Origin of the sequence: Dinoroseobacter shibae DFL 12 = DSM 16493 (assembly GCF_000018145.1) — a bacterium.
GTDB lineage: Bacteria > Pseudomonadota > Alphaproteobacteria > Rhodobacterales > Rhodobacteraceae > Dinoroseobacter > Dinoroseobacter shibae.
Window position 1 is genome coordinate 1 of the sequence record NC_009957.1, and the last position, 21,827, is coordinate 21,827.

Here is a 21,827-nt window from a genome sequence, read left to right on the forward strand (position 1 = left end):
GGGGCTGTACCTCAGAACCAGATCGCGCGGACCGGCATCCAGATACCCATGAAGATCATCATCAGGTTTTCCGTCAGCGAAATGAACCCCAGCGGGACGGAACTGTCACCGCCGACGCAGGCGCATTTCAGCTCTCTCTTGTCGATATAAACAGCCTTGAACACGCTGACAGCGCCGACCGTGCCGATAAACAGGGCGACAGGCGCCGAGAGCCACAGCAGCGCGCCGGCAGTCATCAGGACACCTGCCAACGCTTCGCCGAACGGGTAGACCTTGCCGTATCGCACCCATTTGCGCGCCAGCAGATCGTAGTTGAGGAACATCGTCGAAAACCCTTCGACATCCTGCAATTTCTGGATCGCGAGAATGGTCATGGACAGCGAAATGAACCATTCGAACCCCCGCAAGGTAAGGACCGACCCGTACTGGTGCCAAGACAGGCCCAATGCCAACAGCGCGGCAACGGAAAAGATCGCGATGACCGGCTGGTAGGTCGTGTCGCTTTGCTCTTCCTCGGGTGGGTCAATGTCGAAAAACACCCTGAGATCATCGTAACCGCCGATCCGTTCGTCCCCGATGAAAGTCTGCGGCGTCGTCTCGACCCCGTGCTTCTCCATGAAAGCATCGGTGTCTTCACGGGTGTCAAGCGGATGGTCTTCCACCTCGAAGCCTTGCCGCTCCAGCAGGTCTTTCGATTTCAGACCGTAGGGGCAGACATGGCCCGGCATGACCATGCGATAAAGCTGCGCGGATTTACTGTCTGTGTCGCGGGGCATGTCCTTTCCTCCTTATCCGCTGCACGTAAGTTGACCACGGAACCCGGCTTCGTAGTCGGTTCCCGCGCTGACGATCAGATCGGTCAGGTCACCGTTCGTCTCTGCGATCTCGGCCGACAGCGGGCCTTCAGAAAATGCATTTTCGCCCTGCGCATTCAGGCGCACCAGATCACCGCTGATCTTCATTGCGGCGGCAGACCCTTCGCCGGTTTCACCAGTCACCAGTACAGCCGGACTGTCCGAGGTGTAAGCAAAGCGGCAATTTCCGCCATTCGGGAACACCGCAGCGATTTCGTCTTCCGTCAGAAACTCAGGATCGACCTTCGACACGACCTCCGTTTGAAGCGCCTGTTGCGCATCCACAACCTGCGCCGGCGTTTCGCTTCGCGTGGCCGATGCTTCGCCGTTTGCTCCAATGTCAGCAATAAGGTAGCGCATTTCGGCGATTTCCTTGTCCTGCGCATAGATAATGTCGTCTGCGAGCCCCCGGACGCGCGGGTCGGTGATCTCGGCACGAGTCGACGTCATGATGGCGATCGAGTGGTGCGGGATCATGGCGCGCATGTAGGACCTGTCCTGCACCGTGAATTGCCCGCGAACCAGCCAGAGGCTCGCCGCGAAAAGGACTATTGCGCCAACGAAAATCGCGATGTTGGCTTTGGTGTTCTGATACATGGACAACATGTACGCCAACATGATCACGGCCATGGTCGCCCCCATCAGGATGGCCATGTAAAGGCGTGTCTCCGAAAAGAAGATATGGCCCCAAAGATAGGTGTTCAGGTACATCAGAACGAACATGACCACGGTCGATGTTCCGATCATCATAAAGAATCGTGAGTAGTGCATTTCCAGTCACCTCCTTGCAGTTCTCTGTAAAACAACAACATTCCAGCGCTGGAGAGTTCCAAAAGCACGAATTTTCGTAGTTTCAAGGCAACAAAGGCGCGTCGTTTGCCCCGGTTCACGGCTTCTTTTCTTTGCCCCTGACGCGCACTGAATTTTCATGGGTCCGAGGAGATCGCGCCATGCAGAATTTCACGAGACGAGAATTGATTTGTGCCGGAGCGATGGGTTGCTTTCTGCCCACAACTGCCTGGGCCCACAAAGTCAAATTGCCCGAACGGTTCGAACCACAATTGGTAAACACCCGTCGTGGTGACTGGGTTAAAGGCGATGTCCACGTCGTTCCCGACGATTTTTTCCTTTATTTCATGCTCGAGGACGGGATGGCGATCCGCTACGGGGTCGGGGTAGGGCGCAAAGGTTTGTACGAACCCGGAGAGTTCACGGTAGCGCGCAAGGCCAAATGGCCATGGTGGCGGCCAACGAACGCCATGATCCGGCGCGAGCCACGCAAATACGCAAAGTACAAGGATGGACTGAAAGGCGGGCCAAACAACCCGCTCGGGGCCCGCGCGCTCTATCTCTACGATGCCGAGGGACGCGATACCTATCTTCGCATTCATGGAACGAACGCCCCGGAGACAATTGGGTCTGCCGTGTCGAATGGATGCGCGCGGTTGACGAATGAACATGTGAAGGATCTGTACGAACGCGTTGAAATCGGCGCCCGCGTCTTCCTGTATCCCAAAGTGACAACGGCGTGAGGAGTGTTCTGTCGCCTTGAAGTTCCTCTTCCGGAAATGGCACAAGTGCGGCAGTTGGCGAAAGCCAGTCTATCATTCATGAGGTGACGGAATTGTCTTTGAGCCGGAGGTCTTTCCTTGGCGGGATGACCGTTGCGCTGGCTGGTACCCGCTTGCCAGCAGCGACACACGAGTTGATCCTCGCGCCCCAATCGATCAAGGCGCACCTTGCTGGGTACGACGTGTCGATGTTGGGCTTCAACGGTGGTCTGCCGGGCCCAGAAGTCAGAATGCGACAAGGACAAACCGCCCGCATTACCCTCGATAACCGATTGGAGGAGGGCGCTCTCGTTCACTGGCATGGGTTGCGGGTTCCAAATCGGATGGATGGTGTCAACGTCCTCACTCAGGATGTGGTCATTCCGGGCGACTCGTATCGTTATCAATTCGGCGTCCCGGATGCCGGCACGTATTGGTATCACTCGCATTACCTGTCTTACGATCAGGTCAGCCGCGGTCTTTTCGGCGCCTTCATCGTCGAGGAGCAAAATGCGCCGGCTGTCGACCATGACATCGTTGTTCAGTTCTTCGATGTCTTGCTGGATCAGTCCGGGCAGTACGACGAAGCGTTCAACCCGGCCCACTTCGCAACCGAGGGCCGTATCGGCAATACGGTCACGGCACTTGTTTTCAATGGAACCGGCAAGACTGTGAAACGAGGCGACCGTCTGCGACTGCGTCTCATAAATCCCTCTATCGACAGGGTGTACCGTGTCGGCCTGGATGGTTTGATAGGCAAGATCGTTGCACTGGATGGCATGCCTCTGGCGCATCCTCGGACGCTCGAACCGATCCTTCTCGCTCCGGGGCAAAGATGCGATGTGATTGGTGATGCGACCGGGCCTATTAGATTCGACGACAGCTTTGGAGAACAGACGTTGAGCCTTGGCGAAATCGCTGTTTCCGGTTCCCGTGAGCCCGCGAAAGCGCCCATCACCGCATTGCCCGCCAACCGAATGCCCGCCCCGAAAGACCCCGGCCAAACCGCGGAGCTGGTGCTCCAGGGAGGTGCGGGAAGCGCGTCCCACAACGGCACAGGGACATGGGCGCTCAATGACGTATCCGGCCTGCCTCGAAGGCCTTTCCTATCCGCCGCGCAGGGGACGACCGCGCGCATTTCGATCCGCAACGAAACCGGGTTCCCACACGTCATGCATCTGCATGGCCACCATTTCTGGGAACTCGATGCGGCGGGTGAAGCCGGTCCATACCGGGACTCGACCTATCTGGATACCGGCGAGACGCGGGATATTCTCGTCGTCCTGGACAATCCGGGATCGTGGATGCTGCATTGCCACATGTTGAGCCACCAAGCCGACGGTATGGCAACGTGGATCAGAGTCGGCTGAGGGTCGAGACGGATACATACCGTTACAAATCTCTGAATGATAACAGGCCTTTCGCCGTCTACGTAACCTGACAAGCGAGAAACAGGTCCATCGACTGCCAATGGGAGCGTTCATTGACCCTGACACCAAAATCTCTCGGCATGACTGCGGCGGCAGGATCAGCCGCCTTGCTGTTGGGGGCCTTCGTTTTCCAGGCTCTTGGGTACGCGCCGTGCGCAATGTGCATCTGGCAACGCTACCCACACGCAATCGCCATTGGAATGGGCGCTCTGTTGCTCTTTGCTCTGCCGATTTTGCCAATCCTGATAATCGGTGCCCTGTCGGTACTCAGCACATCCGCGTTGGGAGTGTTTCATACCGGTGTCGAGCGCGGCTGGTGGGAGGGACCGACTTCTTGCACGGGATCCGGCCTCGATGTTTCCCAAATGTCGGTATCGGAATTGCTGCCCTCTGCCAGTTCAAATACGTCCAATCTTGTTCTGTGCAGTGAGGTTGTCTGGGAATTTCTGACGTTGTCCATGGCCAGTTGGAACGCGATCCTAAGCGGTGTCCTTGCTTGCCTCTGGTTGGTCGCGATCGCAAGACATCAAAAGGTTCGGTGGCATGGGGTCGCGGACGTTTCTTGAATCGTCCCGCATTCATCGAAAACAAACAAAGGGCTTCGCTTCATGGTTACAAGACGACACTTCCTTGCACTTTCCGGCTCGCTGTTTTCAGCGTCTCTGAGTTCGCCAGCATTCGCTAAGACCTGGCCGTCAACAGCCGAAAAAGCAGCTTGGGATGCGCAGATCACGCCCGCCAACTATGACCCGGCAACAACCAACCCATGGGGGCTGCATCCCAGGCTGCTGCCGCAACGCGTTTTGGCGAATGACGGTTTGCGCCCGGGTGACATTCACGTCGATGCGATCGCGCGCTATCTGTACCATATCGAGGAAGGTGGCACCGCGATGCGATACGGGGTGGCGATTGCCAAGGGCGATCTCTATGAACCCGGCACCTATACGATCCGCCGAAAGGTCGAATGGCCGCACTGGACGCCAACGCAGTCAATGATCGAACGCGATCCGGAGGCTTACGAGCGGTTTGCCGACGGTATGGAGCCCGGCCCCAACAATGCCTTGGGCAGCAGGGCTTTGTATCTATTCGTCGGAGATCGGGATACGTACCTTCGAATTCACGGAACGCCGAGCCCTCGCAGCATTGGCGGCCGGGCCAGTTCGGGATGCGTGCGCATGGTGATGGCCCACATCAATGATCTCTATCCGAATGTCGCTGTCGGATCGACGGCGTTCCTTTACTCGGCCGAAGACAGCGTTACCGCTCGAAGCTAACCTATTGCATCTTTGGCTCACACGCCGAGGACTGCGTCGTGCAGGGACATCTTCCAATGAATTGTTGGACGAACACTCACGGCTGTGTCGCAAGTGAACTTTCGAACTGTGCGATCGCTACGGATTTGTCGTCCTCATCGTTCTCGAACAGCTTTGTGGTTCGCACGCCCGGCAACTTGCCAAAATCCGCCATCAGGCGCTTTGGAAAAAATGTGCGTCCGATGGATTCAAATCCTGGTAATTGTCTGAGTACCGCGGAGGTACTGGCACTACAAAAACCGGAAGCGGCTGGGCCGCTGGCAATTGCAAGGCGCAAAGCCTGCTCCGCGACTTCGGGAGACACATCGATCTCTTGTATGACGACATGGTAGGTCTCGCGAGCATGAGCCCGCGCATAAAAATCGGCCACTTGTGGAGTAATGCCATAAAGCACATCTCCCCGTTCCGGTACAGCGCTCAGCCGGACCGTTCCTGCCGGATCGAAGATAACACGCTGCGACCCATTAATCATGACGCTGCTATGCGCACCCGCCCCGGACCTGTTGTTGATCATGGTGTACAACGTCAGCGCGGCCGGTCCATCGTGACGGTAGGATGCGCTACTGATGACTTCGGCTGAAGCATCCGGGCGCATGTCGTTTCCTGCACCGCACCCCGCCAAAATTACCAAGGTTAGAACTGAGAAAATGCGGTTCAAAAAGAGCACCCTGCAGCCTCCTGCCATGGGTTGAATGATTGAATTTTCGGGATATTCAGGGCCTCTAGCAATCTCGACATCAACTCTTCCGGATTTCACCTCTACCGAAACATGGGTTCGGTTTCGGTTGGTATACGGATCCTCGACACCTTTTTTTCTGGATATCGCATGTTTCAGATGAAGAGGAGCGTTCGCCCCGAATTGATTTGTCGCAATTTGTAACAGACCCCGCCTTTGTGACCTCGCGATACAAAACACCGGCTCGCGTGGCATTCCGCATCTGCAGGTGCCCCCCATATGCTGGGTATCGCAACACTGACACGAGGTGATCGAAATGAAACGCAACACTTTACTCGCTGCAATGACCCTGGCTGCAACCGCCCTTGGCGGTGCCGCATTCGCGGACGCCAACCACGGGCGTGGGGGACAATTTGGCGCCCAGAGCGGACCAGGCATGATGCAGAACGGTGGTCCCGGTATGATGGGGAACATGGGCGGAATGATGGACATGATGAAGCGCATGCACGGAAACATGATGGGCGCAGGCATGATGGGCGCAGGCATGGGCAGTGGTATGATGAGCCCAGGCATGGCTGGCGGCATGATGCAAATGTTCGACACTGATGGAGACGGCACAACGACGCCGGAAGAAATGCGCACGCAGCTGCAGGCCAAGCTTTCCGAGTTTGACAGCGACGGGGATGGAAGCCTCTCGATTACCGAGTTTGAAGCTCTCCACAGCGCGATGATCCGCGAAATGATGGTGGATCGCTTCCAACACCTCGATGCCGATGGCGACGGCGCGGTGACGCCGGAAGAGATGGCCGCTCCTGCCGATAGGATGGAGCGGATGCAGATGATGCGGTCGAATATGGCAGATGCGCCTGCGCGGCCTGGCAACGGTCAGGGCATGGGCAACGGCTCCATGATGCAGGACAACTGAGCCAATGGGTGCCGGTTTTTTTCCGGCACCCGTCCTCACAACCCCAAAACCATTCGCGGTCGGGACATTGAACCGAACCGCGACCTGAACCGTTTAGCCTCGGTATGCCAACAAATAGAGACACGGAAAGGAAAATTCCCATGGCCTATACCTATGATCGCGTCCTGAAAGACACCAAAATCGATGACGCAGAGATGCGTGTTCGGGATGCTTTGGCAGACAAGGGCTTCGGCGTTCTGACTGAGATTGACGTCAAAGCGACGATGAAAAAGAAACTTGATGCGGACATGCCGCCTTACCGCATCTTGGGGGCCTGTAATCCGGGCATGGCGCACAAAGCCATCGAGATCGAGCCTCGCATCGGTGCGATGCTTCCCTGCAATGTTATCCTGCGGCAACTGGACGGCGACACCGAGGTCAGCGCGGTCGATCCTGTCGCTTCGATGCAGGCGGTGCAGAACCAAGACCTGGACGCGGTCGCCGGCGAAGTCCGCGATCTCCTTCGGGACGCCCTCGACACCGCGTGATGGCGGGATGGGCGTTGGATGCCCTGTCGCAGATCGAGCGCCTTTAGCGGTGCTCGATCAATGCCATCTAATCCCCACGTAAATTCCTGATGAGGAACTCACCCAGTGCTGCCAGCGGGATTGCCATTTCCGGATATTGGAACCGACCTCTTCTCCTTCGACATCGGGGGGGTCACATTCGCACTCCGCTGGTACGCGCTAGCCTATATCTTCGGTATCCTGATTGGCTGGCGCATTTGTTCGAGTGCCATAAGCCGTCCCGCGCTCTGGACGTCAGCTGGACCGCCGCTTGACCGAACGCAGATCGAAGATCTTCTGACGTGGATCATCATCGGCGTGATTGCTGGTGGTCGCCTGGGCTTTGTACTGTTCTACCAGCCCGCATATTATCTCGCCAATCCCTTGGAAATTCTGATGGTCTGGCAAGGCGGCATGTCTTTCCACGGGGGGTTCGCGGGAGTTGTCATCGCGGCCTTGCTGTTCTGCCTTAGACAGAACGCGTCATTGCTCAGCACTGGCGACTTGCTGGCTTTGGCAACACCACCAGGCTTGTTTCTTGGAAGGCTGGCGAACTTCACCAACAATGAGTTGTGGGGGCGTCCAACGGACGTTCCCTGGGCGGTGATCTTTCCCGGCGAAGTCGCGCAGGCCTGCCCAGGGGTTAGCGGCCTCTGCGCCCGACACCCGTCCCAGCTGTACGAGGCGGTATTGGAGGGGCTCATTCTTGGAATACTGCTCATTTATCTCGCTTGGGGCCGGGGCTGGCTGAAAATGCCCGGTGCCTTGGCTGGCGTGTTTCTGACCGGCTATGGTCTTGCCCGAAGTTTCGTCGAGATGTTCCGGCAACCGGACCAACAATTTGTGACGGCGGACAACCCGATCGGCCATGCGCTTCATTTTGGTGAGTGGGGTTTGACCATGGGCCAGTTGCTCTCCATGCCAATGGCGCTGGTCGGGCTGGCGTTGATCGTGTTCGCCCGGCGGGAACGGGGCCGGACAGCGCCACCCCGCAGAGCCGCAATGTAATCGCCGTACTGATCTCTCTTGACCCTCCCGCGGATGGAAGCCCTAGGCAAGAGAAGCATTCTCGGAAAGGACCGCAAAATGAGCACTCCCGACAGTTCTGAAACCACAGCAGCTTCTTCGGTATTCGTTTGCCCCATGCACCCTGAGGTGCGGCAGGACGAGCCCGGCAACTGTCCGAAATGCGGGATGCACCTCGTGCCGGAATCGGAGCTCGAGGTCCATTCAGCACATGATCATCACGAACACCACGCGGGTGCCACGCCGGCCGATGGCCGATATGATCTGGTTCCTACAGGACATGATGGTCCCATTTTCACCTGCCCGATGCACCCTCAGGTGCGGCAGCCTGATCCGGGCGCGTGTCCGATCTGTGGTATGGGATTGGAACTGGAATCCGGTGTGCCGGGCGATGAAGGTCCAAATCCCGAACTGGTGGATTTCACACGGCGGTTCTGGGTCGGCACAGTCCTGACGATCCCGCTCCTTGTCCTCACGATGGGGCCATTCGTCGGTTTCCCCGCAGTCCGGACTTTTTTTGGCGAAAGCACCACACAATGGATCGAATTGATCCTGGCAACGCCAGTGGTCTTGTGGTGCGGCTGGCCGTTTCTGGAACGCGGATGGATTTCGTTCCGCACATTGAACCTCAACATGTTCTCCCTGATCGGCATGGGCGTTCTTGCCGCCTGGCTCTTCAGCGTCGTTGCCGTTCTCGCACCGGACATATTCCCTGATGGGTTCCGAGACTCCGAAGGCCATGTCGGCGTCTATTTCGAGGCGGCGGCGGTGATCGTGACGCTGGTGCTGCTCGGCCAGGTGATGGAACTACGCGCCCGCGAGGGGACCGGCAAGGCGATCCGCGCGCTTCTCGACATGGCGGCAAAGACCGCGCGGGTCATCCGGGACGACGGATCCGAGGAGGAAATCCCGCTGGAGGACGTGCAAGTCGGGGACCGGCTGCGCGTGCGGCCCGGTGACAAGGTGCCGGTCGATGGCGTGGTTCTGGACGGCCGGTCCTCGGTCGACGAAAGCATGATCTCCGGTGAACCCGTGCCGGTCGAGAAGACCGAGGGCGACCCGCTGACCGGCGCGACGATCAATGGCACCGGCAGTCTGGTGATGGAGGCGACGCGTGTCGGGTCCGACACGATGCTGGCTCAAATTGTCGAGATGGTGTCGAACGCGCAGCGCTCGCGCGCCCCGATCCAGAAATACGCCGACAAGGTGGCGGGATATTTCGTTCCGGCCGTCATCGGTATCGCGGTCCTGTCCTTCATCGCCTGGGCGATCTGGGGGCCCGCGCCTGCGCTTTCCTACGCATTGATTTCGGCGGTGGCGGTTCTGATCATCGCCTGTCCTTGTGCGCTTGGCCTGGCGACACCGATGTCGATCATGACAGCGACAGGACGGGGCGCTCAGGCAGGGGTGCTGATCAAGAACGCCGAGGCGCTGGAGCGGTTCGAGAAAGTCGATACCCTGATCGTCGACAAGACCGGCACGTTGACCGAAGGCAAGCCGCGGCTTGTCGACGTACTCCCGCAACCCGGCCACGACGAAGCCGAGGTCTTGCGTCTCGCCGCATCGCTTGAGCGCGGATCGGAGCACCCCTTGGCCGAAGCGATCGTCAGGGGTGCGGAGGAGCGAGATGTCAAAATGGACGAGGCACGGGACTTCGAGGCGGTCACTGGCAAGGGCGTCAAGGGGGTCGTTGACGGCAAAGCGGTCGCGCTCGGCAATTTGGCGATGATCCGCGAATTGGGGCTCGAGGCGGGCGCGTTGACCGCCAAGGCCAATGCCCGCCGCGACGAAGGCGAGACGGTCATGTTCGTTGTGCTGGATGGCGAGATCGCCGGTCTAGTTGCTGTCGCCGACCCAGTGAAGGAGACCACGCCAGAAGCCATCGAGGATCTGCATGAACTGGGGTTCCGCGTCATCATGGCGACCGGCGACAACGAACGCACGGCCAAGGCCATCGGCACGCGGCTCGGAATCGATGAGATCCGGGCCGACGTGCTGCCGGAGGACAAGGCGCGGATCATCCTTGAGTTGCAAGAGGCGGGCCACAAGGTCGCCATGGCCGGGGATGGCGTCAACGACGCCCCCGCGCTCGCGCAGGCCGATGTCGGCATCGCCATGGGCACCGGCGCCGATGTGGCCATCGAAAGCGCGGGCGTCACGCTGGTCAAGGGCAACCTTGATGGTATCGTGCGTGCGCGGCGGCTCGCCCGGGCCACGATGCGCAACATCCGCCAGAACCTGTTCTTCGCGCTGATCTACAACGCCTCCGGCGTGCCGGTCGCGGCGGGAGTTCTGTTTCCCTTCTTTGGCATCCTCATCAGTCCGATGTTTGCTGCCTTCGCCATGAGCGCGTCGTCAATCTCGGTGGTGCTCAATTCGCTGCGCCTTCGCGGCGTTCGTATCTAGAAGCGCGCAACAGCGTTCGGATGAACCAAAATTAAAAGGGGGCCATTTATGCAGAGCGAAAAAGAAACGTACCGCGAAAATTCCATCAGTCTGGGCGGAGCCGTTGCGATGGGGACAGGCGTGATGATCGGCGCTGGAATCTTTGCGTTGACGGGGCAAATCGCGCAGCTCGCCGGCCCGCTTTTCCCGCTTGCATTCATCGCCGGCGCGGTCGTCACAAGCTTCAGCGCCTACAGCTACATCAGGATGTCGAACAAATGGCCGTCCTCGGGTGGCATCGCCATGATCCTGCAGAAATGCTATGGCCCCGGAGCCATCGCGGGCGGGGCCGCACTGCTGATGGCGCTCAGCATGGTGATCGCGGAAAGCCTCGTCGCGCGAACCTTCGCCACCTATGTCCTGCGCCCTTTCGATATCGAAGGTGGCCCATTGGTCCCCGCTCTGGCTGTGGCCGTGATCGTTTTCGCCTTTTTGGTGAACATGGCCGGAAACCGCTCGGTCGGGCTGTTCTCGTTGATCATGGCCGCGATCAAGATCGGAGGCATAGCTCTGTTTGGCATCGCGGCCCTGTGGTCCAGTGGTTTTGCGTTCGCCGCGGCGTCCGAGACCTCACAATCCTACGGGCTCACGGGGTTCATCGCCTCTACGGCGCTGGCCATCCTTGCGTTCAAGGGATTCACCACGATCACCAACAGCGGAGCCGAGATCACTGAACCAAATCGCAATGTTGGCCGAGCGATCATGTTCTCTATCGGAATCTGCGTCGTCGTCTACCTGTTGGTCGCCTACGGGGTCGGTTCGAGTCTCACGATCGAGGAGATCATCTCAGCGCGTGACTATTCGCTGGCACAAGCGGCGCAGCCCGCCCTTGGACAAACCGGCTTCATACTCACGGTGATCCTGGCCGCTGTCGCAACGGCGTCCGGCGTTCTGGCCAGCGTCTTCGCGGTGTCGCGTATGCTGGCGATGCTGACCGACATGGAAATGATCCCGCACAGCCACTTCGGTATGCCAGGTCCCATCCAACGCCACACCCTGGTCTATACTGTCGTCATCGCCGCGACGTTGGCCGTGCTCTTTGATTTAGGCCGGATCGCATCCCTCGGTGCTTTCTTTTACCTCGTCATGGACATGATCATACATTGGGGCGTGTTCCGCTATCGTCGAGCAGACGTCGGCGCCTTCGGTATCGTGCTTTTGACTGCCCTGGCGCTCGATGCGATAGTACTGGCAGCTTTCACCGTGATGAAGCTTCAAAGCGACCCGATGATCGTTCTCTACGCCGCTGTCGGGATGATCGCTGTGTTCGCCTTCGAGCGCGTTTACTTGTCGCAATGGGTGGCACCGCAAGTCGCCCCCGCCCCCGCCCACGCCCACGGTGATTAGCCTGCCATCACCTGGCCTGAAGAGATGCGATGCCTTGTGCGCCGATCGTGATCAGCCCGACCGACAAGGCAAACGCAGCCAGGGCAAGCAGCATCACGCCCGTGTTCATGGGCAAGCGACGTACAACCGGTCCAAGAAATTCCGACCGCCCGAAAGCCGAGACGTAGAGCGGCAACGCGCTTATCATAGTCGCATAGAGGTAAACGCCGGAGATGTTCTCGAAAAACGCCGAACGCGCAAGAGTCGGGGATACAACCGCCAAAGCGGTTGAACGATTGCCGCCGAATGACCCGAACCAGTCGGCAGATAGAACGTATATCAGCACGTGGAGACCTGGAAAGAGAAGGGCTCTGAGCAAGACATCGACCAGCACGAAAAACGCCGTGTCTCTTGAGCCCGCCTTTGGTTGCTTTGTCATAGCGAAAAGGAAAAAACTGACATAGTTGACGGCAAAAACCACGGGCAAACCGTTGGTCGCAACCTGCCTTAGTAAGCGCATGAGTGCCGGTCCGCCGGCAGCAAGAGCCGGAGCAAAGCCCGGAGCCAGTAAGACGTAGAACAACAGGACCGGCAGTAATGCAGCGAAGCTGAACAGCAGGACATTTCTAACAAACTGAGCCGCGGGCATACTGATAGAGAAAAATCTATCCATTGAAATAGCCTGCCATGTGGGCACCACTAGGTCGATGATACGGGGCGTTGTTGCACAAGTCTGACGCCTCAGGATTCCCTTCGCGAACCCATGCTGTTAGCCGCATTCCATGAGCAACCCATCTCCCGCCCGCTATCGTACGACCAACTGGTCCAGCTACAACGCATCGCTGCGCAAGCGGGGGTCCCTGCTGATCTGGGTCGACGAAGACATCACTTGGCGCGCGCCCTCACCGCCGCCCTCCTAGCCGGCACGATATCATTTCTGTCCCCCTGCGTGCTACCTCTTGTGCCAGGTTATGTCTCCTACGTAACCGGGCGCACAGCCGCTGAGGGCGGGGTGGTCGGCGCTTCGCCGTCGCGCGCGGTCTGGCTGAGCCTGTGTTTTGTCCTCGGCTTCTCCACCATCTTCATGGGACTTGGCGCATCCGCGACTGCAATGGGTCAGGCCCTGCTTCGGTGGCGGTATGAACTCAACCTCGTTGGGGGCGGCATCATCATTTTCTTCGGGCTCTTCATGATAGGAGCCGCGCGTGTTTCGGTCATGGAACGCGACTTCCGATTCAATCTCAACATCCCCGGGGGCCAACCCGCTGCGTCCTATGTCCTCGGTCTTGCCTTCGGTTTCGGCTGGACTCCGTGCATCGGCCCGATCCTCGGCGCGATCCTGACAGCCAGTGCGGCGAGTGCCACGATGGGCGAAGGTATCATGCTGCTTGCCGTCTATTCCGCCGGCCTTGGAATACCGTTTCTGATCGTGGCCGGATTCACCGACCAGATCGCGGGACGGTTGCGGGCCATCGGCCGGGTTGGCCGCCGCCTCCACCAGCTTGCGGGCATAGTGATGATCTTGATGGGGCTGGCGATGATGACAGGGCAGTTGAGCGCGCTGTCATACTGGATGCTCGACGTATTTCCGGTTCTGGGACGGATCGGATAGCTCCATTAGTAGCAGCGTCTATTGATAACAGAAAATTTTCTTGAACCTCTAGTAGCTTTAGGAGTTAAGCCACCGACAAAGAACGGCACCATGGAGCAAGTTGCCAATAACGCCTCACTCCTTCCCGGGCGAACAACACTGCGTTCGGGGTAAGGTTCGGTTTGCCGTCCAATGCGTGAACGGAGCAATCTATATGCTGACAAGACGACATTTCATCCAGACGACCACCGCGCTGTTTTCGGCATCGATATCCAGCCCGCTCCTTGCAGACACGTGGCCTACCGATGCGCAGAAGGCAGCTTGGGACGCACAGGTTACACCTCCCGGCTACGACCCGGCCACGTCCAACCCTTGGGGCCTTCACCCTCGCTTCCTGCCACAGCGGGTCCTCGCGAAGGACGGACTTGTACCCGGTGATATCCATGTCGATGCTGTTGCGCGCTATCTCTACCACATCGAAGAAGGCGGCACGGCGATGCGCTATGGCGTGGCGATCGCGCGCGGTAAACTTTACGAACCGGGCACCTATACGATCAAGCGCAAGGTCAGGTGGCCGCATTGGCAGCCGACACAAAACATGATCGACCGCGACCCAGAGCTCTACGCCGATATCGCTGACGGTATGGAACCCGGACCTGAAAACGCGCTCGGATCGCGAGCCCTCTATCTCTTCGTCGGCGACCGAGACACCTATCTAAGGATTCACGGGACACCGTATCCAAGAAGCATTGGCGGCCGTGCGAGTTCCGGCTGCGTCCGAATGGTCATGGCACACATCAATGATCTCTATCCCAACGTCGAGATTGGCTCGACGGCATTCCTGTACTCGGCGGAAGACAGCGTCACCCCGAGAAGTTGACTGGCGCATCATGTGTTACGCGTGGGCTTGACGCATCTATGGGCTGATCAGGACTGGCGCGAAGTGCAGATGGGGTTGCCACCTGCCGAGCGTAGCGGAACCAAGGTGTTTTCCACCGGACCGCTGTGTTCATACCAATAACAGCCATCCTCGGGACGAAGCCGCGCCGTGGTGAGATCCTGACCAGGCGCAGCAAGGGCAATGACGGCCTCGGGAACACTTCCCACTTCGTTGCGAGCGCCGCCGTCGTCCAGCGTTGGCACCGCGCAGCCAGCAAGCACCAATGTCGCTGCGATAATCGGCGCGTTTCGTTTCTGCATGTCTACCTCACTCATTCTGATCGCTTCGTACCGGCAAGCGTTGCTCCAACCGCGTCGTTTCAAGGGGGCGGCTAGCTTCAAGCCTCCGCAGGGCGCCTTTCTTGCTGGACGAATATCCACTTGTTGCCCTTGAAGCTCTAGTTACTGTAGGGGCTATGTCAATGTGGAATCAATGAATCCTGAGGTCAATCCATGTCTTCCGACGGCAACCGCAACGATCACGGCCATCCGGGTGATCAAGAGCATTCTGACCCAAGAGGCAACTCCTGTTGCGACGCCAGCAAGGACGTCGCGTCCACGGCGCCAGCGCCGTCTGGCGGAAGGAGCTTTCAGGTCTCCGGGCTCGATTGCGCCGAAGAGGTGGCGATCCTGAACCGGGTTGTCGGGCCGAAAGTGGGCGGAACCGAACACCTGGCATTCGACGTGATCAACGGGCGAATGACCATCCTCGATAGCGCCGAGAGGATACCAGACGACGAAGTCACGCAGTTGGTCGCAACGACCGGCATGAGCGCCAAGCCATGGGATGCCGACAACGCAGCAGAGGACCAGGCGGCGCATCTGGCACGTCAGAAGCGCTTTACCTCGTTGAGCGGCGGCTTCTGGGCGGCGGGATTCCTTTTTCACATTGTCGAGACCGGCATGGGCGGCGCGCTCGGGCTCTTTGCGGGCCATGGCGAGGTGCCTATGCCTATGGTGGAAGCAGGGATCTTCGCCGTCGCGATTCTTTTTGGCGTCTGGCTTGTCGCGCCCAAGGCCTGGTCTTCGGCGCGGAGGCTTAGCCCCGACATGAACCTGCTCATGGTGGTGGCCGTCGCGGGCGCCATCGGCCTCGGCGAGTTTTTTGAGGCCGCGACGGTCGCCTTCTTCTTCTCGCTTTCGCTTTATCTTGAGAGCTGGAGCGTGGGGCGGGCGCGTAATGCGGTTTCCGCGCTCCTCGATCTGGCGCCGCCAACGGCGCGGGTTCTTTACGACGACGGATCTGAATCCGACGTTCCGGCCGCGGCCGTGGCAGTCAATGCAAGGTTTATCGTGCGCGGCGGCGACCGGATCCCCCTCGACGGTGAGGTCGTGGACGGGGCAGGGGCCGTCGATCAGGCCCCAATTACTGGGGAAAGCGCGCTAGTGCCCAAGGAACCAGGCGACGAGGTCTATGCCGGCACGATCAACGGCGAGGGCACACTGACGGTGCGGGCGACGAAGGCCGCCTCGGACACGGTGCTCGCGAAAATCATTCGCATGGTGGGCGATGCCCATGCCCGCCGCGCGCCGGTCGAACAGTGGGTGGCCAAGTTCGCGCGCATCTACACACCCATCGTGATGGCTTTGGCGATCGCCATCGCGCTGGTGCCGCCACTGCTGCTCGGCGGCGCCTGGGACTACTGGTTCTACAATGCTCTGGTCCTTCTGGTCATCGCATGTCCTTGCGCGCTGGTCATTTCTACGCCGGTCTCCATCGTGGCAGCGCTGACCGCGTCGGCACGGGCGGGGGTGCTCATCAAGGGCGGCGCCTATGTCGAGGCGCCGGGGCGGACCACGGCACTGGCGATGGACAAGACCGGGACGATCACCATGGGCGAGCCTGAGGTGGCGGCGGTTCACCCACTGGTCGGCGTTTCCGCACGCGATCTCATGGCGCTGGCAGCAAGCCTGGAGGCGCGGTCTTCACACCCGCTGGCACGCGCCATCCTCTCGCGCGCCGAAGCCGATGGTGTTTCCGTGTCTGCCGCAGAGGACACCCGTACCGTGCCCGGGCGCGGTCTGGAAGGACGCGCCGACGGGCGCGCTATCTGGCTCGGCTCGGATCGCTTCGCCGAAGAGAAGGGGTTCGGCAATGCCATTCCGGCGGATCTGCGGGATCGGATCGAAGGGGCAGGGAGCACCCTCGTTGCCGTGGGTGACGAGACCGGCGTGACCGGCGTACTGGAGCTTCGCGACCGCATCCGCCCAGATGCAAAGGGGATCGTTGCGCGTCTGCATGCGCAGGGTGTGAAGACCATCGTGATGTTGACGGGCGACAACGAACGCACCGCGCGCGCGGTGGCAGCCGAAGTCGGCATCGACGAGGTGCGCGCCGAACTTTTGCCAGAAGACAAGGTGACGGCCATTGAGGAACTCGTCGAAAGCCACGACATGGTGGCGATGATCGGCGACGGTGTGAATGACGCACCGGCCATGGCGCGGGCGCATTATGCCATCGCCATGGGCGCTGTCGGATCGGATGCCGCGATCGAGACGGCCGACATCGCGCTGATGACCGACGACATCGGCAAGGTACCCTGGCTTATCGGCCATTCGCGCCGTGCCATGACGATCATCCACCAGAATATCGGCATATCGCTGGCGACCAAGGCGCTGTTCGTCGGGCTGACCGCGTTCGGTATGGCCTCAATGTGGGGCGCCATTGCTGCGGATGTAGGCGTGTCTCTGCTGGTGGTCGCCAACGCACTTCGGCTCCTGAACGGCCATCAGGTTGAGGCCGGGCCTTCAGGCGGAGAACCGGTGGGCGAGCAGATGGCGAAAGGAGCACTGGCGCACGGTCATTGATCCGGCGGTTTCGGTAGCTCGATATCGCTTTTGCGGTCCAGCCACGCCAGCGCCCCGACAGAGAATTCCGAACCCCGGTAGGGTTCCGTCCAGGCGGTCTCGATGTCGTCCCAGGGCAGAGGCTCGAGATTTCCAAGAAAGAGCGTCAGACGGTAGGCCGCTGCCTCGGGAAGCCAAGGCGCCTCCTTGGCCGGCGTCGCGGCGACAGGTCCGGACAGGAGGAGCGCACTTGCGAGTGTGGCGAGCAGCACTCTCATAATATTTCGCATCACCACGGCCTCCAAAGTAAAAAGTTAGACATGGCTAACTTATCTACCCGAAGCAAACAAGTTGTCAATCCCGCTGTTTCGCTGCAAAGTCCCGAGTATGACAAAGCTACAATCACAAGGGCGTGAGCCATTCGAAGCGGTCGACCGGGCTCCCGAGGCGCAGGCCGATGGCTTTGCGACCGTGCGTCAGGCACATGAAAGCGAGATGGCGGAGGATTACGTCGAACTGATCGCGGAACTGATCGAGACGCGCGGGGAGGCCAGACCGGTCGAGATCGCCGAGCGGCTTGGCGTGAAGCCGCCGACCGTGACCAAGAACATCTCGCGGCTCAAGGCTGCTGGTCTGGTCCGGCGGGAGCCATACCGCGCGATATTCCTCACCGATGCCGGGCAGGACCTCGCGGAGATCTGTCGACGCCGCCACAGGGTCGTCGTCGCCTTTCTTCTGAGCCTGGGAATCGACGAAGAGACCGCGGAACGCGATGCGGAAGGGATCGAGCATCACGTCAGCGGGACGACATTGGAGGCGTTCGAGCGACGGCTCAATCAGAAATGAGCTCGCCTAGATGCACATTCGCGCGATTCTCTATCGGGACCTCGAGCTATCAGGTCTTCAAGCCGCTGACACGTTTGCGCAATTTCGAAGCTCGCTAGCCGAGAACCCGCGACAGCACGATGGTTGCAAACAGGGCGACAAGTCCGAAGGCGATCGCAGACGCTACCGCATATTGGAGGATATCCAGGTGATTCCCCCTCCTCCGTCGTGCCAGATAGCCACCCCAGATCGCGCCTCCGATAGCGCTCACGATCACAAGCATCAGGATACCTCCGTTCCAAAATGCCGCGCATCGGGATCTCGTCCGAGCAAACTGGCCAGCCAGCCGAAGACCCAGCACCCAAAAACAAGAACCAACAAGGTCCAGTCGCCGAACCGCGCATAGGGCGTTGGAGTACGCGCGCCCGGCAGGCCGGCATCAATGGTGCCTGTTTCCCCGGTATCAAGACGCGCGACGACATTTCCATTGGCGTCGATGATCGCGGATATCCCAGTGTTGGCCGCCCGGACCACGGGAAGTCCCTCCTCGACCGCGCGCATCCGCGCGGAGGCGAGGTGCTGCTCGGGTCCGATGCTGGTTCCGAACCAGGCATCATTTGTGGCGTTGAATATCCAGTCGGGGCGGAAAAGGTCATCGACCACGTGGCCCGGAAAGATGATCTCGTAACAGATCGCCACCGCGACCAGAGGCGCGCCAGGGATCGCCAGCGTGCGCGGCCCTGGTCCCGGCGTGAAATCGCCCAACCCTTCGGTCAGCCGCTCGATGGGCAGCCAGCCTTTCAGGGGCACATATTCCCCGAACGGAACAAGATGATGTTTTGCATACCCCGTCAGAACCTCGCCGCTGCCGTCATAGGCCTGAACCGTGTTGAAATATCTGGTTCCCCCATCGCCCTCCACTCGGTCAGGCGCACCTGTCAGTAGGATCCTGCCGTCTGGCAAAGCTGCAGATATCCGCGCGCGTGCCGCAGCATCTTCGTCCAGAAAGCCGGGGAAGGCCGTTTCCGGCCAAAGCAGCAAATCGAAACGTCCGGGTTGCGCGGACAAGCCCAGGTATTTTTCCAAGGTTCGCTGGCGGCTGCCCGGTACCCACTTCTCGACTTGTGGCACATTGCCTTGGACGATGCGCAAAGCAACGTCTGTCGGCGGCACGTCCTGCCCTGACCGAAGCGCACCGCCAACCCAGAAACCCGCCACAGCAACGGCGAAGAGCACGAGAACAGGCGCGCGTCTCTTTGGCGCCGCCACAGTCAACACACCTGGCAATATGCCGATGAAGACCGTGAGAAAGCCCAAACCGTAGCTTCCGACCCAGGCGGCGGGTTGGCGCAGGGCGGCATAGTCGACAAGGGCATAAGCGGCAAGGTTCCAGGGAAACCCTGTCAGGACATGACCCCGCAGCCATTCCGTGGCCACCCAGCAGGTTGCAAACAGCAGGCCCGCCGCAATGCCGCCGACAGCTCGGCGCTGCATGATGGCGGCAAAAAGCATCGCCGCCATGCCCGGGAAGATGGCAAGTCCGGCGGACAGACCCGCGACCGCCGGAATCGCCAGTGCGCCGAAACGTTCGGCATCGACGTAAAAGCTCTCGGCGATCCAGGAAATTCCAATCCCGAATTGGCCCAGTCCGAAAGCCCAACCGACAAGGAAAGCGCGCGAGGTTGAGATGTTCCGGAGAACGATAAAGAGCACGGAGAAGGCGACAGGGACCGCGATGAGCCAAGAAAACGGCGGAAGAGTCAAAACCGTCAATCCGCCGGCAGCAAGGGCAAGACCCATGCGCTGGAACAGGTTCAGGTCCTCACTAACGAACTGCGGCAATCCCGGCTTCATGAATCGGTCTGAAGTCGAGCGCCAACCCACGGCGCAATGAGCAGCAGCATCACGCCGCCAACCACAAAAACATCGGCCATGTTGAAGGCAGGCCAGTGCGCCGTCCCGATGTAGAAATCGAGGAAATCCGTCACCGCACGATAGCGCAGGCGGTCCAGAATATTGCCGAGTGCACCGCCGATGATCGCACCATAGGCAATGGCCTCGACCCGGCTGCTGGTACGGACCAGCATGAACGCCAGCCAGACGCAGATGCCAAGCGCCAGTAAGACAAGGCTCCACCACGGCGCGCCGCCGAGAAGCCCGAAGGTCACTCCGTCATTGCGCAGGTAGATGAGATTGAAGCCGGGAAAGACCGATACGCCGGAACTAAGAACAGTCGCATTGGACACAACGATTGCCTTCGTTGCCTGATCGACAAGAAAGGCGATCAGCGCAGCAAGCAGACCGACGAAGAGGCAAGTTCTCATCAGCTTATCCCAGCCAGACGTCGAGGAACAACATGATCACAAGACCAACGGCGAGGCCGAGCGTCGCCCTGTTCTGATGGCCGGATCGGTGGGTTTCCGGAATGATCTCGTGGCTGATGACGTAGAGCATCGCACCTGCTGCGAAGGCGAGACCCCAGGGCAGCAGCGGTTGCGAAAGACTGATAATCCCTGCGCCGAGAAGTCCACCGACGGGCTCGACGAGACCGGTCAGAGCGGCGATGCCCCAGGCGCGAAGCCTGGAATAGCCCTCGCCGAGCAACGAAACCGCCACCGCCAGACCTTCGGGGGCATTCTGTAATCCAATACCGATCGCAAGTGGCAACCCGCCCGACAAACCGTCAGCCCCGAACCCGACGCCGACGGCAAGCCCTTCGGGAAAATTGTGGATAGTGATCGCGATGATGAAAAGCCAGACGCGCCGCAGCGATGCGGCGTCGGGACCTTCCCGCCCCGTCTTGAAATGTTCATGCGGTAGCCGTTCGTTCATCAGAGCGATCGCGCCCATGCCAAGCAGGATCGCAACACATACGATGGCCGCCGGGAGAGCACCGTTGTCGAACTGTCCTTCAGCTGCGTCGAGAGCCGGGATGATCAGCGAGAAGAACGAAGCCGCGAGCATGACACCCGCCGCGAAGCCAAGCAGCAGATCGCGCGTGGCCCGGGACGGGATGCGCCCAAAAAGAACGGGGACCGCCCCGACCGCGGTCAGCGATCCGGCGGCCAGGCTTCCAAGAAAGCCAAGCGCTATGGGGGAGAGGGGTTCCAATTGTTAAGGTTCTGCCGCGAGTTCAGTCAGGAGCCGAGTAGCTGGTGTAGACCTCGGTCGATCCGTCTTCGTGGATCAGGAAGACATCGTAAGCCTCCCGGTCGTCCTCCGGTCCCATGCCGGGCGACCCGTAGGGCATTCCCGGCACCGCCAGGCCTACCGCGTCTGGCCGGTCCTCCAGCAGGCGTTGGATGTCAGCCGCCGGCACGTGGCCCTCGATCACATAGCCGTCGACCAAAGCCGTATGGCAGGAGACCATGCGCTGCGGCACGCCATTGTCGAGTTTGAAGCGCACAAGAGATCCTCCGAACATGTCCTCGCCCATCGGCGCGAAGCCATTCTCCTCGAGGTGCTTCATCCAGGACAGGCAACAGCCGCAGCCGTTTGTCTTCCGGACGTCGATCTGAATCGCCTCTGCGACGGCCTGCGCCGCAGGAAGCAAGGCAAATGCGATGGCAAGGGCGGGAGTAAATCGTTTCATGGA

Annotated in this window: 23 protein-coding genes and 1 pseudogene; 14 read left to right on the plus strand and 10 right to left on the minus strand. The window is 59.9% G+C overall.

What is annotated here, in order from left to right:
- Positions 1–11: 11 nt before the first annotated feature.
- Entirely contained in the window at positions 12–776 is a 765-nt protein-coding gene (locus DSHI_RS19805; protein ID WP_012187037.1) for a MauE/DoxX family redox-associated membrane protein, read from the minus strand.
- 12 nt (positions 777–788) lie between these two features.
- On the minus strand, positions 789–1,625 hold the full coding sequence (locus tag DSHI_RS19810; RefSeq protein WP_012187184.1) for a DUF305 domain-containing protein: 837 nt from the start codon (positions 1,623–1,625) through the stop codon (positions 789–791).
- A 179-nt stretch (positions 1,626–1,804) separates the two neighbouring features.
- Between DSHI_RS19810 and DSHI_RS23025 the strand changes: the two genes are divergently transcribed.
- The 4 genes from DSHI_RS23025 to DSHI_RS19830 all read left to right on the plus strand — a co-directional run bounded on the left by DSHI_RS23025 (position 1,805) and on the right by DSHI_RS19830 (position 5,108).
- Positions 1,805–2,386 (plus strand): L,D-transpeptidase, encoded by a 582-nt coding sequence (locus tag DSHI_RS23025; RefSeq protein ID WP_012187183.1) that lies wholly within the window; start codon positions 1,805–1,807, stop codon positions 2,384–2,386.
- Between the two features lie 125 nt (positions 2,387–2,511).
- Positions 2,512–3,774, plus strand: a complete 1,263-nt coding sequence (locus tag DSHI_RS19820) for a multicopper oxidase family protein (RefSeq protein ID WP_007803424.1) — start codon at positions 2,512–2,514, stop codon at positions 3,772–3,774.
- A 140-nt stretch (positions 3,775–3,914) separates the two neighbouring features.
- Complete coding sequence (locus DSHI_RS19825) at positions 3,915–4,400, plus strand: disulfide bond formation protein B (RefSeq protein WP_008327308.1); 486 nt, start codon at positions 3,915–3,917, stop codon at positions 4,398–4,400.
- A gap of 42 nt (positions 4,401–4,442) precedes the next feature.
- Positions 4,443–5,108: a L,D-transpeptidase gene (locus DSHI_RS19830; protein WP_012187180.1), complete on the plus strand. Its 666-nt coding sequence runs from the start codon at positions 4,443–4,445 to the stop codon at positions 5,106–5,108.
- A 76-nt stretch (positions 5,109–5,184) separates the two neighbouring features.
- Here the strand turns inward: DSHI_RS19830 and DSHI_RS23160 are convergent, their stop codons facing one another.
- Positions 5,185–5,742 (minus strand): hypothetical protein, encoded by a 558-nt coding sequence (locus DSHI_RS23160; protein ID WP_012187179.1) that lies wholly within the window; start codon positions 5,740–5,742, stop codon positions 5,185–5,187.
- A gap of 397 nt (positions 5,743–6,139) precedes the next feature.
- Here DSHI_RS23160 and DSHI_RS19840 point away from each other — a divergent pair, with 397 nt between their 5' ends.
- From DSHI_RS19840 to DSHI_RS19860, 5 genes are all read left to right on the plus strand, one after another.
- Positions 6,140–6,748, plus strand: a complete 609-nt coding sequence (locus DSHI_RS19840; protein ID WP_012187178.1) for an EF-hand domain-containing protein — start codon at positions 6,140–6,142, stop codon at positions 6,746–6,748.
- 140 nt (positions 6,749–6,888) lie between these two features.
- Positions 6,889–7,275 (plus strand): DUF302 domain-containing protein, encoded by a 387-nt coding sequence (locus DSHI_RS19845; protein WP_007803435.1) that lies wholly within the window; start codon positions 6,889–6,891, stop codon positions 7,273–7,275.
- A 105-nt stretch (positions 7,276–7,380) separates the two neighbouring features.
- Positions 7,381–8,301: a prolipoprotein diacylglyceryl transferase gene (gene lgt / locus DSHI_RS19850; protein ID WP_007803438.1), complete on the plus strand. Its 921-nt coding sequence runs from the start codon at positions 7,381–7,383 to the stop codon at positions 8,299–8,301.
- A 135-nt stretch (positions 8,302–8,436) separates the two neighbouring features.
- The gene (locus DSHI_RS19855; protein ID WP_222864283.1) at positions 8,437–10,725 is read left to right on the plus strand and encodes a copper-transporting P-type ATPase; all 2,289 of its coding nucleotides are present in this window, start codon (positions 8,437–8,439) and stop codon (positions 10,723–10,725) included.
- A 48-nt stretch (positions 10,726–10,773) separates the two neighbouring features.
- Positions 10,774–12,111 carry an APC family permease gene (locus DSHI_RS19860; protein ID WP_007803442.1) on the plus strand — a complete coding sequence of 446 codons (1,338 nt, stop codon included), beginning with the start codon at positions 10,774–10,776 and terminating at the stop codon, positions 12,109–12,111.
- Positions 12,112–12,118: 7 nt separating this feature from the next.
- Here the strand turns inward: DSHI_RS19860 and DSHI_RS19865 are convergent, their stop codons facing one another.
- Positions 12,119–12,763 carry a hypothetical protein gene (locus DSHI_RS19865; RefSeq protein WP_007803445.1) on the minus strand — a complete coding sequence of 215 codons (645 nt, stop codon included), beginning with the start codon at positions 12,761–12,763 and terminating at the stop codon, positions 12,119–12,121.
- A gap of 109 nt (positions 12,764–12,872) precedes the next feature.
- Between DSHI_RS19865 and DSHI_RS22445 the strand changes: the two are divergent.
- From DSHI_RS22445 to DSHI_RS19875, 3 genes and pseudogenes are all read left to right on the plus strand, one after another.
- Positions 12,873–12,992 (plus strand): annotated as a pseudogene (locus DSHI_RS22445) (IS5/IS1182 family transposase); the annotation flags it as partial.
- Positions 12,980–13,702 (plus strand): cytochrome c biogenesis CcdA family protein, encoded by a 723-nt coding sequence (locus DSHI_RS19870; protein ID WP_007803446.1) that lies wholly within the window; start codon positions 12,980–12,982, stop codon positions 13,700–13,702. The pseudogene DSHI_RS22445 and the gene DSHI_RS19870, both read left to right, overlap by 13 nt.
- 193 nt (positions 13,703–13,895) lie before the next feature.
- The gene (locus DSHI_RS19875; RefSeq protein ID WP_007803448.1) at positions 13,896–14,561 is read left to right on the plus strand and encodes a L,D-transpeptidase; all 666 of its coding nucleotides are present in this window, start codon (positions 13,896–13,898) and stop codon (positions 14,559–14,561) included.
- 47 nt (positions 14,562–14,608) lie between these two features.
- Here DSHI_RS19875 and DSHI_RS21995 read toward each other — a convergent pair whose 3' ends face one another.
- Complete coding sequence (locus DSHI_RS21995; protein ID WP_369817429.1) at positions 14,609–14,896, minus strand: hypothetical protein; 288 nt, start codon at positions 14,894–14,896, stop codon at positions 14,609–14,611.
- A gap of 177 nt (positions 14,897–15,073) precedes the next feature.
- Here DSHI_RS21995 and DSHI_RS19880 point away from each other — a divergent pair, with 177 nt between their 5' ends.
- Positions 15,074–17,428, plus strand: a complete 2,355-nt coding sequence (locus DSHI_RS19880) for a heavy metal translocating P-type ATPase (RefSeq protein WP_207287124.1) — start codon at positions 15,074–15,076, stop codon at positions 17,426–17,428.
- On the opposite strand, the gene DSHI_RS19885 is transcribed toward DSHI_RS19880, so the two are convergent.
- Positions 17,422–17,697: a hypothetical protein gene (locus DSHI_RS19885; RefSeq protein ID WP_012187175.1), complete on the minus strand. Its 276-nt coding sequence runs from the start codon at positions 17,695–17,697 to the stop codon at positions 17,422–17,424. The genes DSHI_RS19880 and DSHI_RS19885 overlap by 7 nt on opposite strands.
- Before the next feature lie 97 nt (positions 17,698–17,794).
- Here DSHI_RS19885 and mntR point away from each other — a divergent pair, with 97 nt between their 5' ends.
- Positions 17,795–18,253, plus strand: coding sequence for a manganese-binding transcriptional regulator MntR (gene mntR, locus DSHI_RS19890; RefSeq protein ID WP_008327326.1), 459 nt, complete (start codon positions 17,795–17,797; stop codon positions 18,251–18,253).
- Positions 18,254–18,514: 261 nt separating this feature from the next.
- Here mntR and lnt read toward each other — a convergent pair whose 3' ends face one another.
- From lnt to DSHI_RS19915, 4 genes are read right to left on the minus strand one after another with little or no spacing between them, the layout of a single operon-like run.
- On the minus strand, positions 18,515–20,086 hold the full coding sequence (gene lnt / locus DSHI_RS19900; RefSeq protein ID WP_009807490.1) for an apolipoprotein N-acyltransferase: 1,572 nt from the start codon (positions 20,084–20,086) through the stop codon (positions 18,515–18,517).
- Complete coding sequence (lspA, locus tag DSHI_RS19905) at positions 20,083–20,556, minus strand: signal peptidase II (RefSeq protein ID WP_007803461.1); 474 nt, start codon at positions 20,554–20,556, stop codon at positions 20,083–20,085. Before lspA ends, lnt begins: the two co-directional genes overlap by 4 nt.
- Before the next feature lie 4 nt (positions 20,557–20,560).
- Positions 20,561–21,343 (minus strand): ZIP family metal transporter, encoded by a 783-nt coding sequence (locus tag DSHI_RS19910; protein ID WP_007803463.1) that lies wholly within the window; start codon positions 21,341–21,343, stop codon positions 20,561–20,563.
- Between the two features lie 22 nt (positions 21,344–21,365).
- Positions 21,366–21,824, minus strand: a complete 459-nt coding sequence (locus tag DSHI_RS19915) for a DUF411 domain-containing protein (RefSeq protein WP_007803465.1) — start codon at positions 21,822–21,824, stop codon at positions 21,366–21,368.
- Between the last annotated feature and the right edge of the window lie 3 nt (positions 21,825–21,827).

Excerpts from the sequence above, each read along its gene's own strand:
- DSHI_RS19805 (WP_012187037.1), bottom strand. The coding sequence starts at position 776 with ATGCCCCGCGACACAGACAGTAAATCCGCGCAGCTTTATCGCATGGTC.
- DSHI_RS19810 (WP_012187184.1), bottom strand. The coding sequence starts at position 1,625 with ATGCACTACTCACGATTCTTTATGATGATCGGAACATCGACCGTGGTC.
- DSHI_RS23025 (WP_012187183.1), top strand. The coding sequence starts at position 1,805 with ATGCAGAATTTCACGAGACGAGAATTGATTTGTGCCGGAGCGATGGGT.
- DSHI_RS19820 (WP_007803424.1), top strand. The coding sequence starts at position 2,512 with ATGACCGTTGCGCTGGCTGGTACCCGCTTGCCAGCAGCGACACACGAG.
- DSHI_RS19825 (WP_008327308.1), top strand. The coding sequence starts at position 3,915 with ATGACTGCGGCGGCAGGATCAGCCGCCTTGCTGTTGGGGGCCTTCGTT.
- DSHI_RS19830 (WP_012187180.1), top strand. The coding sequence starts at position 4,443 with ATGGTTACAAGACGACACTTCCTTGCACTTTCCGGCTCGCTGTTTTCA.
- DSHI_RS23160 (WP_012187179.1), bottom strand. The coding sequence starts at position 5,742 with ATGCGCCCGGATGCTTCAGCCGAAGTCATCAGTAGCGCATCCTACCGT.
- DSHI_RS19840 (WP_012187178.1), top strand. The coding sequence starts at position 6,140 with ATGAAACGCAACACTTTACTCGCTGCAATGACCCTGGCTGCAACCGCC.
- DSHI_RS19845 (WP_007803435.1), top strand. The coding sequence starts at position 6,889 with ATGGCCTATACCTATGATCGCGTCCTGAAAGACACCAAAATCGATGAC.
- DSHI_RS19855 (WP_222864283.1), top strand. The coding sequence starts at position 8,437 with ATGCACCCTGAGGTGCGGCAGGACGAGCCCGGCAACTGTCCGAAATGC.
- DSHI_RS19860 (WP_007803442.1), top strand. The coding sequence starts at position 10,774 with ATGCAGAGCGAAAAAGAAACGTACCGCGAAAATTCCATCAGTCTGGGC.
- DSHI_RS19865 (WP_007803445.1), bottom strand. The coding sequence starts at position 12,763 with ATGGATAGATTTTTCTCTATCAGTATGCCCGCGGCTCAGTTTGTTAGA.
- DSHI_RS19875 (WP_007803448.1), top strand. The coding sequence starts at position 13,896 with ATGCTGACAAGACGACATTTCATCCAGACGACCACCGCGCTGTTTTCG.
- DSHI_RS21995 (WP_369817429.1), bottom strand. The coding sequence starts at position 14,896 with ATGAGTGAGGTAGACATGCAGAAACGAAACGCGCCGATTATCGCAGCG.
- DSHI_RS19880 (WP_207287124.1), top strand. The coding sequence starts at position 15,074 with ATGTCTTCCGACGGCAACCGCAACGATCACGGCCATCCGGGTGATCAA.
- DSHI_RS19885 (WP_012187175.1), bottom strand. The coding sequence starts at position 17,697 with ATGCGAAATATTATGAGAGTGCTGCTCGCCACACTCGCAAGTGCGCTC.
- mntR (WP_008327326.1), top strand. The coding sequence starts at position 17,795 with ATGACAAAGCTACAATCACAAGGGCGTGAGCCATTCGAAGCGGTCGAC.
- lnt (WP_009807490.1), bottom strand. The coding sequence starts at position 20,086 with ATGAAGCCGGGATTGCCGCAGTTCGTTAGTGAGGACCTGAACCTGTTC.
- lspA (WP_007803461.1), bottom strand. The coding sequence starts at position 20,556 with ATGAGAACTTGCCTCTTCGTCGGTCTGCTTGCTGCGCTGATCGCCTTT.
- DSHI_RS19915 (WP_007803465.1), bottom strand. The coding sequence starts at position 21,824 with ATGAAACGATTTACTCCCGCCCTTGCCATCGCATTTGCCTTGCTTCCT.